The sequence below is a fragment of the Gammaproteobacteria bacterium genome (assembly GCA_041395725.1).
GTDB lineage: Bacteria > Pseudomonadota > Gammaproteobacteria > Pseudomonadales > Pseudohongiellaceae > NORP240.
This window is the reverse complement of the sequence record JAWKZW010000001.1, coordinates 3,956,817-3,969,914: the sequence shown is the minus strand read 5'-3', so window position 1 is coordinate 3,969,914 and position 13,098 is coordinate 3,956,817. Positions and strand designations below refer to the sequence as shown.

Annotated in this window: 10 protein-coding genes and 1 other RNA gene; all 11 read left to right on the top strand. The window is 54.2% G+C overall.

What is annotated here, in order from left to right; translation table 11 throughout:
• The first annotated feature begins 73 nt into the window (after window positions 1–73).
• The 11 genes from ffs (at window position 74) to hrpA (ending at window position 13,021) form a co-directional block, all read left to right on the top strand.
• An RNA gene (ffs, locus tag R3F50_17620) (signal recognition particle sRNA small type) lies at window positions 74–170 on the top strand.
• Window positions 171–280: 110 nt separating this feature from the next.
• On the top strand, window positions 281–2,128 hold the full coding sequence (dnaX, locus tag R3F50_17615) for a DNA polymerase III subunit gamma/tau (GenBank protein MEZ5492107.1): 1,848 nt from the start codon (window positions 281–283) through the stop codon (window positions 2,126–2,128).
• Window positions 2,129–2,144: 16 nt separating this feature from the next.
• A complete protein-coding gene (locus R3F50_17610; GenBank protein MEZ5492106.1) occupies window positions 2,145–2,465 on the top strand; it encodes a YbaB/EbfC family nucleoid-associated protein in 321 nt (106 codons plus the stop codon).
• Between the two features lie 12 nt (window positions 2,466–2,477).
• Complete coding sequence (gene recR, locus R3F50_17605) at window positions 2,478–3,083, top strand: recombination mediator RecR (GenBank protein MEZ5492105.1); 606 nt, start codon at window positions 2,478–2,480, stop codon at window positions 3,081–3,083.
• Window positions 3,084–3,085: 2 nt separating this feature from the next.
• Window positions 3,086–4,255, top strand: coding sequence for a ribonuclease D (rnd, locus tag R3F50_17600; protein MEZ5492104.1), 1,170 nt, complete (start codon window positions 3,086–3,088; stop codon window positions 4,253–4,255).
• A gap of 33 nt (window positions 4,256–4,288) precedes the next feature.
• On the top strand, window positions 4,289–4,738 hold the full coding sequence (locus tag R3F50_17595) for a YcgN family cysteine cluster protein (protein ID MEZ5492103.1): 450 nt from the start codon (window positions 4,289–4,291) through the stop codon (window positions 4,736–4,738).
• Window positions 4,731–5,087, top strand: a complete 357-nt coding sequence (locus R3F50_17590) for a hypothetical protein (protein MEZ5492102.1) — start codon at window positions 4,731–4,733, stop codon at window positions 5,085–5,087. Before R3F50_17595 ends, R3F50_17590 begins: the two co-directional genes overlap by 8 nt.
• 132 nt (window positions 5,088–5,219) lie before the next feature.
• Complete coding sequence (locus R3F50_17585; GenBank protein ID MEZ5492101.1) at window positions 5,220–6,062, top strand: MoxR family ATPase; 843 nt, start codon at window positions 5,220–5,222, stop codon at window positions 6,060–6,062.
• On the top strand, window positions 6,062–7,240 hold the full coding sequence (locus R3F50_17580; protein ID MEZ5492100.1) for a VWA domain-containing protein: 1,179 nt from the start codon (window positions 6,062–6,064) through the stop codon (window positions 7,238–7,240). The genes R3F50_17585 and R3F50_17580 overlap by 1 nt, the downstream gene beginning before the upstream one ends.
• A 61-nt stretch (window positions 7,241–7,301) precedes the next feature.
• Window positions 7,302–8,966 (top strand): AMP-binding protein, encoded by a 1,665-nt coding sequence (locus R3F50_17575; protein ID MEZ5492099.1) that lies wholly within the window; start codon window positions 7,302–7,304, stop codon window positions 8,964–8,966.
• Window positions 8,967–8,992: 26 nt separating this feature from the next.
• A complete protein-coding gene (gene hrpA, locus R3F50_17570) occupies window positions 8,993–13,021 on the top strand; it encodes an ATP-dependent RNA helicase HrpA (GenBank protein ID MEZ5492098.1) in 4,029 nt (1,342 codons plus the stop codon).
• Window positions 13,022–13,098: the final 77 nt, after the last annotated feature.

Genomic DNA, 13,098 nt, shown 5'->3' with positions numbered 1-13,098 from the left:
TCTCAGCGGCGCATTCCAGATAATGCGCCCTGCACAGCCCCCGGGCTGTGCTATCATGCTCGACGGTAGCTTTTGTCGGTCCCCTCGCAATGATAGGTTATGAACCCCGCCAGGCCCGGAAGGGAGCAACGGTAGTAATCGACTCATGTGCCGGGGTGTGGCTGGCAAGGGCTACCACCTATTTCTGATGCCGCCTTTGTCCATCACGGCACTGCCCGCTGGGCGGGCCCCCGGACTGGTTCCGGATCAAGCAGATCAGCAACGGTGATTTAATAACGGGATGACTTATCAGGTACTTGCCCGCAAATGGCGACCCGGCACCTTCAGTGACCTGGTGGGTCAGGCCCACGTTTTAAAACCTCTGACCCACGCCCTGGACAACCAGCGCCTGCACCATGCCTACCTGTTTACCGGAACCCGTGGTGTGGGTAAAACCACGTTGGCCCGGATCCTGGCCCGCTGTCTCAATTGTGATAAAGGCATCAGCTCAACGCCCTGTGGCAGCTGTGAGGCCTGCAAGGAAATCTCCGAAGGTCGGTTTATCGATCTGATCGAAGTGGATGCTGCGTCCCGGACCAAGGTGGAGGACACGCGGGAACTGCTGGAAAACGTACAGTATGCCCCGTCCAGGGGGCGCTTCAAGATCTACCTGATCGACGAAGTGCACATGCTGTCCACCCACAGCTTTAACGCGCTGCTGAAAACCCTCGAAGAACCGCCCCCCCATGTCAAATTCCTGCTGGCAACCACGGACCCGCAGAAGCTGCCGGTTACTATCCTGTCACGCTGCCTGCAGTTCAATCTGAAAAATCTCAGCCCCTTGCAGATCGAGGAATACCTGGAAGACATTCTGGGCCGTGAATCGATCAAATTCGAGGAGGCGGCCCTCTGGCAGCTTGCCAATGGGGCAGCCGGCAGTATGCGGGACGCCTTGACGCTGCTCGATCAGGCGATCTCCTTCTGCGAGGGCGAAGTGACCGCGGCCGGTGTCAGCGATATGCTGGGCACCCCGGAGCAGGGCGTGGTGTGGCAGTTACTGGATGGCCTGGCGGCAAAAGACACTGCCGGGCTGCTGGAAGCGGTTCGGCAGGTGGCGGAGCGGGCACCGGATTTCCAACAATTACTCGATGCCATGCTGGCAGTTCTGCACCGGCTGGCGATTGCACAGGTCTTGCCCGATGCCATCGACAACAGCTATGGAGACCGGGAGCAGGTGCTGGAAACTGCAGGCAGGATCAGCCCGGAAGATATCCAGTTGTTTTATCAGTTTGCCCTGAAAGGCCGTGCCGATCTCAATCTGGCACAGGATAGCCGTGCCATGTTTGAAATGCTGTTGATCCGATTGCTGGTGTTTGCACCGGAAGGCGTGCCGACCGTCCCAAAGCCGGGCCAGGGTGATACTGCGGCGCCGGAGCCATCCATCGGTAGCGGCAAGCAAAAAAAAAAGAGCCTGAAAAGCGTCCGCAACATTAAAGCACTTCCCGAGCCGCAGTCTGCGGGCGAGGAACAGCCTACCCCGGTAAAAGCTGTCGCGACAAAGACTCGAAAAGCAGCTCATCACGTGCTTGACACCCCGCCGGCGGTCGCGGCTGACGGGTTAACTGGAACCGGAGCGGTTGAAGTGCCAAAGCCCGGCACCGCTGAGCCCCCAGACTCCGACCCAGCTGAGCGGCAGAAGCCCGATCTAGCAGAGTCGCCAGCACCCAGCGAGGTCAGCCACCCGGAGTTACCGGCCAGGCCGGGGTTGCTGGACAATCAGAACTGGATAGCTCTCTACCAGCACCTGCATCCAGGCGGGATAACCGGTAACATCATGGCCCACTGTGTCATCGATCGGGCCGCAGAGGAATCCCTGCACCTGTGCCTGGACAGCAGGCAGAGCGCAGTGTTCAGTGAGGAGCATCGTTCCCGTATCGAACAGCTGCTCGCTGGTTACTTTCAGTGCACGCTGGAATTGTTCATCGAGATCGGGGCACCTGCCTGTGAATCCCCCGCGGCCTTCAATCAGCGGATCAAGCGGGAGCAGCTTGAACAGTTGCGCAATCGTTTCGAACAGGACAACAACGTTAAAAAACTGGTGGAAACATTTTCGGGTGAGATTCTGCAAGAGACAATTTCACCTGTCTGACCATGAGGAAATTAAAGTGACAGATTTGAACGCATTGATGAAACAGGCAAAGGAAATGCAGGAGCAGATGCAGAAGGCCCAGGAGGAGGCGCTGAACAAAATCGCTGAGGGTGAGTCCGGAGCAGGGATGGTGAAGGTGACTATGAACGGACGTCATGATATCAAGGAGGTCAGGCTGGCTGACGACCTGCTTAAAGAAGACAAGGCAATAGTCGAGGACCTGATTGCCGCTGCGGTGAACGATGCGGTCAGGAAGATAGAGGAGATGAACAAAGATGCCCTGTCGAGCATGGCTTCCGGGTTCAAGTTGCCTGAAGGATTCAAATTCCCGTTTTAGGTTGTTATCTGCATGCTCTCTAGCCCGTTAATCGAACAATTAGTCGAAGCGTTTCGCTGCCTGCCCGGGGTTGGTCCTAAATCAGCACAGCGCATGGCGTTGTACCTGCTGGAAAGAAACCCGGAAGGGGGGCGGAGGCTCAGCGAGGCGCTGCTCGAGGCCATTGAAAAAGTTGGCAAGTGCAGTCGCTGCCGAACCCTGACCGAGCTGGAAACCTGCAGTATCTGCGCCAGTCCGTCACGAAACAGGAAAGTATGCTGTGTGGTGGAATCGCCAGCGGACGTTTATGCTCTTGAACAGACCGGCACCTACCGCGGTGTGTATTTCGTTTTGATGGGACACTTGTCACCTATTGATGGTATCGGGCCGGAGCAGCTTGGTATTGATGAGTTTCTGCAACTGGTCGGCGAATACGGTACCGAAGAGGTCATCCTCGCCTGTAATCCTACTGTGGAAGGAGAGGCAACCGCCTATTACATTGCCGAGCAATTACGCGACAGAGGTCTGGTTGTCTCGCGTATTGCCCATGGCGTGCCGGTTGGTGGCGAGCTGGAGTACATAGATGGCGGGACTCTCAGTCACGCTTTAAGCGGTAGAAAACCAATGGACCTTACCTGAATATGACAGACATACAGACCGGCAGGCAGCCCGCCTATCTGGACAGCAACGAGGCACTGGCTGAAACCTGCCGGGAATTGTCCGGAAAATCGGCACTGGGATTTGATTCTGAGTTTATCCGCACCAATACCTATTACCCCAAACCGGGGCTGTTTCAATTGGAGGACGGGGAAGAGAGTTTTCTGGTTGACCCATTGGCCATCGATGAATGGGAAGGTTTCAAGCGTTTACTGATCAATGAATCTACTACTGTGATCATGCATTCCTGCAGTGAGGATCTTGGCCTGCTGGGCAGTTTCCTCGGGGTTCTACCGAGAACTCTGTTTGATACGCAACGTGCTGCGGCATTCACGGGGCAGGGTTACAGTCTCAGCTATCAGGCCCTGGTAAAAAACGAACTGGATATCGACATTCCCAAAGGTGAGACGCGGTCCGACTGGCTGCGACGGCCCTTGAGTGAGACCCAGCTGGAATATGCCGCCCTGGATGTGGAATACCTGGTTGAATTACAGCAGCTGCTGGAAGATAAACTCAGAAAGCGGGATATGCTGGAGTGGTTCGAACAGGACTGTCGTGATCTACTGGCCAATGTGCCCGATGAAACCAATACCGCGGCCTGGGAAAATGCCTATCAGTCTATAGCCTCTGCCTGGCAGCTGGATGAGCCAGCACTCAGACTGTTGCAGAAACTGGCTTACTGGCGTGAGCAGGAGGCCAGATTACGAGACAAGCCCAAGAGCTGGATAATCCGTGATCCTGAGTTACTGACCCTGGCAAGTCAGCTTCCCGGTACCGGTACCATTGACGAGGCCGATATCAGGCGTACGGACGTTTTCCCGGCACGTTTCGTGGACCGTGAGGCGCGTCAGTTGACCCGCTTCCTGAACGGGGATTTTGCCGCCCGCGAACCTGCGAAACCCGGTCTGGTCAGCAAACCGCTGGGCGGCAGCGCGAGAAAACAGCTGAAAACGCTGCAGAAACTGACTCGTGATAAAGCCGAGGAACTGGACATCAGCCCTGAACTGCTGGCACGCAAACGCCTGTGGGTGGAACTGCTGGAAAACCAGGCGCGTGGCGACATCGAATTCTGGCCACCCGGGCTGAACAATTGGCGACGTGAATTGCTGGAGCCGGGAGTTATGGCTATTCTTAGCCCGGGAAGTTCCCGATGAAACCTAAATCAGATCTATCAGGGGCCTGACACCGTGTCGGAATTGCCCTTCTGGGAGCGACCGCTGGAGTCGCTGAACACCGAGGAGTGGGAACAGCTTTGCGATGGCTGCGGGCGCTGCTGCCTGCAAAAATTGAGCGATGAAGAGACCGGGGAGATTTTCTACACCCGTGTCGTCTGTCGCTATTTCGATGAGCAGAGCAGTCGCTGCAGATGTTACGGCAGCCGTAGTGAAAAAGTGCCCGACTGCCTGCGGGTTCGGGAGCATGACATCGGGTCGTTGAGCTGGATTCCTGACACCTGCGCGTACAAATTGCGCCACCAGGGTAAACCGCTGTTCGACTGGCATCCTTTACTTTCAGGATCACGGGATGCCATGGAGCAACAGGGTATCGCCGTGGCCGGCCGGACGATAGATGAACGGCATGTTCACCCGGACGGTCTCGAAGAACACATAATCACTTGGGTATCGGCAAATGGTTGATGCAACAAATTATTGGATTGCCTGGGGTGTTTATCTGGCCGCCGGCTCCCTCTATTTTGCACTTTTCTGGCGTATTACCCGCTTCCGTGAACGGCGTTTGCTGGCTTACTGCCTGCGGGCTGTCATGCTCGCCCTGATTGCTACTCCCTGGTATGTCAGCGACACCGGTGCGGCCATGGCGCCAGCCCTGATAATTGTCCTGATGGACGCCATAACTATCGGTGGTGAAGCGGCGGTGCGCGCCTTCGTGCCCTTGTTTTTGTCTCTTGTTCTGTCCGTGGTGCTGGCGCTTCTGCTGATGCTGGTCCGGCGCACGCTGGGCCGACGCCAGGGCGCTTCGAGTTCCTGATACCGCGTGGTTTTCCCCTCTGCCTGAATCCGCCCCACTGTCAGCCGCGTATCCGGTATTATCCTGTATTAATAGGCACACGCTGGGTAGAATACGGCGTTTTTAATCGACAGCGAAGATGGACGGGGAATTATGAGTTTTACCGGCACCAGTGAATACGTAGCCAGTGAGCAACTGCAAATGGCGGTCAATGCCGCGGTGCAGTTACAACGCCCCTTGCTGATCAAGGGTGAACCCGGGACCGGCAAGACCCTGCTCGCCGAGCAGGTTGCCAAGGCGATGGATATGCCCCTGTACCAGTGGCATATCAAGTCCACTACCAAGGCGCAACAGGGGCTCTATGAGTATGACGCTGTATCGAGATTGCGGGATTCCCAGCTGGGTGATGAAAAAGTCCACGATATTGCCAACTATATCCTGAAAGGTAAGGTCTGGCAGGCCTTTGATTCAGAGCGTCAGGCGGTTTTGCTGATTGACGAAATCGACAAGGCTGATATTGAGTTTCCCAACGACCTGCTGCTGGAAATCGACCGCATGGAGTTTCATGTTTATGAAACCCGCGAAACAGTCAAAGCCCGCCATCGCCCCGTCATCATTATTACCAGTAACAATGAAAAGGAATTGCCTGACGCTTTTCTGAGGCGCTGTTTTTTCCACTACATAGATTTTCCTGATCCGCAGACCATGGAAAAAATAGTGGAGGTGCATTACCCCGGTATAAAAAAGCAGCTGGTCAGTCAGGCCATGGATATATTCTTCGACGTAAGGAAAGTACCTGGTTTGAAGAAAAAACCTTCAACCTCCGAATTGATAGACTGGCTGAAGCTGTTAATGGCCGACGATATTCCTGAGGATGTCCTGAAAAACCATGACAGCCGCAGAGCTATCCCGCCACTGTATGGCGCGTTGCTGAAGAATGAGCAGGATGTGCAGTTGCTTGAGAAGCTGGCATTCATGCATCGGTCCAAATCCTGATGCTGATCAATTTTTTCATGACACTGAGGTCTGAGCGCCTGCCGGTCACCCTGACTGAGTTGTTTGCGCTGCTTGAGTGCCTGAAAAATAACCTGGCCTTTGCCAATGTTGACGAGTTCTATTACCTGTCACGCCTGTGCATGGTCAAGGACGAAAAAAATTTCGACAAGTTCGATCGTGCTTTTGCGCGCTATTTTGACAGCGTGGAGCAACTTGATGAGCTGTTTCAGTATCAAATACCGGAACATTGGTTACAGAAGCAGTTTGAAGCCTCTCTGAGCGATGAGGAGAAGGCAAAAATTGAAGCGCTTGGCGGATTTGAAAAACTCATGGAAGCGTTTAAAAAGCGCATGGAGGAGCAACAGAAGCGGCATCAGGGCGGGAACAAGTGGATAGGAACCGGCGGAACGTCGCCATTCGGTGCTTACGGTTACAATCCGGAAGGAATCCGCATCGGACAGGATGAATCGCGTAATCAGCGGGCAGTCAAGGTATGGGATCGACGTAACTTCCGTGATCTGGACGATAGCGTAGAGTTGGGGACCCGCAACCTGAAGCTGGCATTGCGCCGACTGCGCAAGTTCGCCCGCAGCGGCGCGGCAGATGAGCTGGACATGGATGACACCATCAGTTCCACGGCGCGTAATGCCGGACTGCTGGATATCAAGATGGTGCCGGAACGTCACAACGCGGTTAAGGTGCTGCTGTTTTTTGATGTAGGAGGATCCATGGATCCCCATGTCAGGGTCTGTGAGGAGCTGTTTTCTGCAGCCAGAACTGAATTCAAGCATCTTAAATATTTCTATTTTCACAACTTTATTTACGACTCGGTCTGGACCAGAAGCCATAGACGCATGGCGGAAACCACGTCAACCTGGGATATCCTCCACAAGTATTCAACCGACTATAAAGTCATTTTTGTCGGTGACGCCACCATGGCTCCCTATGAAATAACCCACGCCGGAGGGAGCATCGAGCACTATAATGAGGAAGCGGGTGCGGTCTGGATGCAGCGACTGCATGAAACTTTTGAGAATCTTGTGTGGCTCAACCCGACTCCGAAGGATTACTGGCAACACAGCTATTCCATTGATCTGGTTCGCCAGCTTACCGGGCATAGAATGTTTCCTTTAACTGTCAAGGGACTGGAAGAAGCCATGTCGCGGTTGGCGCGCTAGGAACGGCGAAATTGCCCAGAGGCATTCCGGAAGAAGCTTAAAGAGTCTATTAGGAGATCCCATGACTGAACGGTTAAGCGGCGAATACGATCCTAAAATATTCCACTCCCTCCTGCAGGTACTGGAACGGGCCGTCAGTGAGTATGGTGACAACCCGGCGTACACTTGCTTTTCGACCACCCTGTCGTATCGGGATGTTGACCGTCACAGTAACAACTTCGCCGGGTACCTGATGCGAGAGACCTCCTTGCAGCCAGGTGACAGAATAGCGATTCAGCTTCCGAACCTGTTGCAGTTCCCCATTGCCGTGTTTGGTGCTTTGAAGGCCGGATTGGTTGTGGTTAACGCCAACCCGCTCTACACAGCCCGTGAAATGCGCTACCAGTTTGTTGATGCCGGTGTAAAGGCTATTGTTATCCTGGCGAATTTTTGTGACAAGCTGGAGGAAATACTGCCGAGCACGGGCATCGAGCAGGTGCTGATCACGCAGTTGGGTGATCTGCAACCGCCATTCAAACGGCTGATTTTAAACCTGGGCATCAAATACCTGAAGAGAATGGTACCGGCTTATAATCTGCCCACGGGAGTCGATTTCAACGCCGCTTTAAAGCTGGGGAGTAGGGCTTCTGAAGCAGTTCCTGTCGTCCCTGGTCAGAGTCGGGACACGGCGGTGATTCTTTATACCGGCGGAACCACCGGATATGCCAAGGGTGTTATGCTCTCGCATGACAATCTGCTCGCCAACATGATGCAATTCCGAATTCGCAGCACGGAAATTATGAGTGATGGTGTAGAACATGTAGCGGCACCATTGCCTCTCTATCACAGCTATGCGTTTTTACTTCATTGCATAGTGATGCCCTTTGCAGGTAATCACAATCACCTGATACCGAATCCCCGGGACCTTAAATCCGTTATTGAAGTTTTTGAGAAGAACACCATCACCGGTTTCGTAGGCATCAACACACTCTACCTGGCACTTTTACAGCATTCAGGCATTCATGCCATTGATTTCAGCTCGCTGAAGTTCTGTGGTGCCGGGGGAATGCCGCTGTCTACCCGGGTAATGGAAGACTGGCAAGATCTGACAGGGTGTCCGATCTTCGAGGGGTACGGGCTCACAGAATGTTCGCCGGTAGTGTCGGTCAATTCCCCCAGTCACAACAAACCTGGCACGGTAGGAATTCCTATGGCTGATACCGAGGTAAAGGTTGTCAATGAAGAGGGGCAGGAGCTGGCTTCGGGAGAGGTCGGCGAGCTGTGGATCAAGGGACCCCAGGTTATGCGGGGCTACTGGGGCAGGGACGAGGAAACCCGACAGGTGCTGAGTGAGGATGGCTGGTTCAGATCCGGTGATTACACGCAGGTTGATCAGGAAGGCTATATAACGATTGTTGATCGCAAGAAAGACATGATTCTGGTATCCGGTTTCAATGTAATCCCCGGCGAAATCGAAGACTATGTCAATAGCCACGAGGCTGTGCTTGAAAGTGCCGCTATAGGGATTCCCGACGAACACAGTGGCGAGGCGGTAGTGCTGTACGTGGTTCTCCGTAAAGGCCGACAGCTGGATGCAAAAGCCCTGAAGGAATACTGCCGGCAGGGCCTTACCCCTTATAAATTGCCAAGGCACATTCACTTTAGAGAGGATCTGCCAAAATCCAATATCGGCAAGATCCTGCGACGTGAACTTCGAGATAACCACACCGCCACCGGAAAAGGCTAGGCCGGTGACAAAGTACGGTCAGCAGTGTGAGTAACCCGACCTCTGTAGCAAATCAACTGGTTAGCCGATTGAGTCAGGATATCGCCGAATGCGCAATCTCTGACCGGTTTCGCCTTGCCCGGGAATTGGAAAAACTCGAGCGCTTGATCGTGGCGGCTGAAGAACGGCAACGGGTAGCGGCGAAGGTAAGGGGTGGGGAAGTACCCGGAAAGAAGGCAGCGGATATTACCGCCGTCGCAGAAGTTCTGCAGCAGGCAATTGAACGCTCCAGGGCCAAGTGCCTGCGCCGCTGGCAAAGCGTGCCTGAACAGATAGTCTTGCCTGCGGCCCTGCCGGTGGCCGGAAAAGCCGAGGAAATCACGGCGCTGCTAAAGACTAACCAGGTCCTGGTAGTGGCAGGGGAGACCGGTTCCGGGAAAACCACTCAGTTGCCCAAGATATGCCTCCAGGCTGGCCTGGGGAAGTACGGACTGATCGGTCATGCACAGCCACGCCGACTTGCCGCGATTTCGGTTGCCAGCAGGATTGCTGAGGAGCTGGGGACGGAAGTCGGCCAGGGAGTCGGCTATCAGATTCGATTCAACGACAAGACCAGCGAGGCCTCGTACCTGAAACTGATGACCGACGGCATACTGCTCAATGAAATGCAGCGGGATCGGTTTCTCAACAGCTACGAGGTGCTCATAATCGATGAGGCCCATGAACGAAGTCTCAATATCGATTTTATTCTCGGCTTTATCAAGCAGCTTCTGCCAAGGCGACCTGACCTGAAAGTCATTATTACTTCCGCAACAATCGATGTGGAAAAATTCTCAGCGCATTTTGATGATGCACCGGTGGTTTCCGTGTCCGGTCGCACCTATCCTGTCGAGGTCGTATATTCCCCCATAGGTGCTCAGGACGATCAGCGAGAGGCGATGTTTGATGATGATCTGCAAGCTGAAGCAATTCTTTCGGCTTTGCGTGACATCGAACAGCTGGACAGAAAACACAGTGGCCCCGGTGACGTTCTGGTTTTCTTCAGCAGCGAAAAAGAAATTCGCGAAACTGCGGTCAAGATTCGCAAGCAACGTTTTCGTGATACCGAGGTATTACCTCTTTATGCCCGCCTGCGGCAGACCGATCAGGTTAAAATTTTCAAACCTCATACCGGCCGCCGAGTCATTCTCGCAACCAATATTGCCGAAACGTCCTTAACTGTACCGGGCATTCGCTATGTCATCGACACCGGGCTTGTGAGGATCAGTCGCTACAGTGTGCAAAGCAAGATTCAGCGGCTGCCTATCGAACCAGTCTCCCAGGCCAGTGCCCGGCAACGGGCGGGGCGCTGTGGACGGGTCTCGGAGGGGGTTTGTATCCGCCTTTATTCCGAAACGGATTTCGAGTCCCGACCGGCTTTTACCGACCCGGAAATAAAACGTACTAACCTGGCCGCTGTCATCCTGCAGATGCTGTTTCTGCGCCTGGGGGAAGTAGAGGCTTTCCCGTTTATCGACCCGCCGGAGAACAAGGCTGTTAACGATGGCTTCAAGTTATTGTTCGAATTGGGCGCCATCGATGAAAAGCAGCGATTGACGGCGACTGGAAAAGTGATGGCCCGTCTGCCGGTGGATCCGCGCCTGGCCCGCATGCTGATCGCCGGTGCCCAAGGTGGGTGCCTCAACGAGATTGCCATCATTGTCAGCGCATTAAGTATTCAAGACCCCAGGGAAACGCCAGCCGATAAACGTCAGGCTGCCAGAGAGAAGCATTCCCATTATAACCACCCGGATTCGGATTTCCTCAGCCTGGTCAATTTGTGGAATGAGTACGAGTTACAAAGGCAGGATCTGAGTCACTCTCAGCTGCGCAAATATTGCACGCGTAACTTCCTGTCCTATGTGCGGATGCGGGAATGGCGTGAGACTCACCGCCAGTTACTGGGTTTGTGCCACCAACTGCAGCTCACCCTGAACCGGGTCGAAGGAACCTACAGGGAAGTGCACAGGGCCCTGCTGGTCGGCTCACTGAATCAGGTCGGTTGCCGCTCCGAAGGAACCGAATACCTGGGCAGCCGGAATCGCAGATTTCGACTGCTGCCGTCGTCTGCGCTGTCATCCAAAGGTCCGAAATGGATAGTCAGCGGCGAGATTTTCGAGACGGCTCAGGCCTATTCGGCAACCGCCGCCAAAATAGAACCGGAATGGATTGAGTCGGTTGCCGGGCACCTGTTGCGCCGGGCCTGGTCGCAGCCCCACTGGAGCCGCAAGAAACAGCGCGTAATGGCCTATGAAAAAACCACGCTCTACGGGTTGGTTATTATTGAGAAAAGGCAGGTTCCTTACGGGGATATTGATCCTGCCACCTGTCGGGAGCTGTTTATAAGAGATGCCCTGGTTGATCAGCAACTGGACACTGATCTGGCTTTTTACCGGCACAACCGGCAACTTCGCGCGAGCCTTGAAAAACAGGAGGAGAAGGTCCGTAAACAGGCGGTCTTTATTGATGAGCGACAGTTGCAGGATTTCTACGAAAAGAGAATCCCGGAATGGGTAATCGATCGGGCCTCTCTGCTGCGATGGTATCGACAGGCAGAAAAGAAGCATGCTGCATCGCTCACCATGCGACTGGAAGACCTGATTCCTGCAGCGGAGCGGGAGATTCTGCAGCAGGATTTTCCGGATCGAGCCACGTTGCATAATAATCCGCTGGCAGTCAAATACGAATTCAAGCCGGGCCAGGCGTCAGACGGCGCGACTATTGATGTCCCTGCACCCCTGATTAATCAACTGAGTCAGAAAGATCTGGACTGGGCGATACCGGGCCAGCTGCGGGAACGCAGTGTGTATCTGCTTAAAACTCTGCCCAAGACCATCAGAAAGCAGTTGATTCCAATACCGGAGTTCGTAGACCGGGCACTGGAGGGGCTGGATCCTGGCAGCCAGGACGCTGATCTGGCCACTGTGCTCTGCGAGCAGGCACGGCGTCTTAAGGGAGTGTTGATCACGCCGGAGCAACTAGTGTCGGATGCTGTCCCGGATTTTCTGAAAATCAAGATCCGGGTTGTCGACAATTCTGGCAAAGTACTGGACAGCGGCTCAGACCTACTGGCACTGAAGAAAAAGCTGTCCTCTGACAAACGGGTCAGCGCTGTTCTGCGGACCGCGACCCCAGAGACAAAACACCCCCTTGAGCAGCAGGGTTTAACCGACTGGGATATAGACCACTTACCGGAGCAGGTGGAGGTTGGAAGGCAGTTAAAGCTGGTCCGCTATCCTGGGCTGGTGGATGAGCTGGACTCGGTTTCTGTGCGTTTGTTTGAAGACCGTTTCCAGGCAGCCAGGCAGACCCGCCGTGGTCTGGTGCGACTGTATCGGCTCAGGACGGTGCAACAATCCCGGGATCTGGTGCGAGACTTTATCAGACAGCAACGGGCATGGGGGCTGCAATTGCCACCTCTACTGGCCGGTAAGAATGTCGCCGAAGCCTTTGTTTTTGCTGTTTATTGTGAGTGTTTTCAGGTCCGTCTCCAGATCCCTGCCGAGCGAGAAAGCTTTGAGAAAAGCCTGCAGGGTAACAAATCTGAAATTTATCCTGTGGCACAACAGATTACCGGCTTGCTGAGTAAGGTGATCCAGCAACACTTTTCCTTGCGGAAAAAGCTGAAGCACTGTGAAAAATCAAACGGACCGTTGTACGAAGATATTGTGTCTCAACTTGATAACCTGCTTGGAGAGGATTTTCTCTACTGTGTGCCCTTTGAATGGCTGAAGGAATATCCCCGTTACCTGCAGGCTATGGACCAGCGTCTTGACCGGGCGGTCAGCCAGAAGGCGCGGGATTCCGAGTTATTCGGGCAAGTCAGACCCCACTGGCAGAAGCTTCTGCTGCTGGACCGCAAGACGCATGGGAGTTTGAACGCTTTTGTTGAAGATAAGCCGGAGTTGGCGTCAATTCGCTGGATGATTGAAGAATTTCGCGTTTCGCTGTTTGCCCAACAGCTGCGCACCCGAATGCCCGTTTCCAGCAAAAGACTGGACAAGCTGTGGCAGCAGGGCAAATTTGCCGCCGGTTAGTCTTCCGTCTGCGATCCATCCTTACAATAACCACGTAACTCCTTTTCTCCTATAAATTTTTTTTGAGCTGTAGGTCG

Coding starts and splice junctions, on each gene's coding strand:
- dnaX (MEZ5492107.1), top strand. CDS start 281: ATGACTTATCAGGTACTTGCCCGCAAATGGCGACCCGGCACCTTCAGT.
- recR (MEZ5492105.1), top strand. CDS start 2,478: ATGCTCTCTAGCCCGTTAATCGAACAATTAGTCGAAGCGTTTCGCTGC.
- rnd (MEZ5492104.1), top strand. CDS start 3,086: ATGACAGACATACAGACCGGCAGGCAGCCCGCCTATCTGGACAGCAAC.
- R3F50_17590 (MEZ5492102.1), top strand. CDS start 4,731: ATGGTTGATGCAACAAATTATTGGATTGCCTGGGGTGTTTATCTGGCC.
- R3F50_17585 (MEZ5492101.1), top strand. CDS start 5,220: ATGAGTTTTACCGGCACCAGTGAATACGTAGCCAGTGAGCAACTGCAA.
- R3F50_17580 (MEZ5492100.1), top strand. CDS start 6,062: ATGCTGATCAATTTTTTCATGACACTGAGGTCTGAGCGCCTGCCGGTC.
- R3F50_17575 (MEZ5492099.1), top strand. CDS start 7,302: ATGACTGAACGGTTAAGCGGCGAATACGATCCTAAAATATTCCACTCC.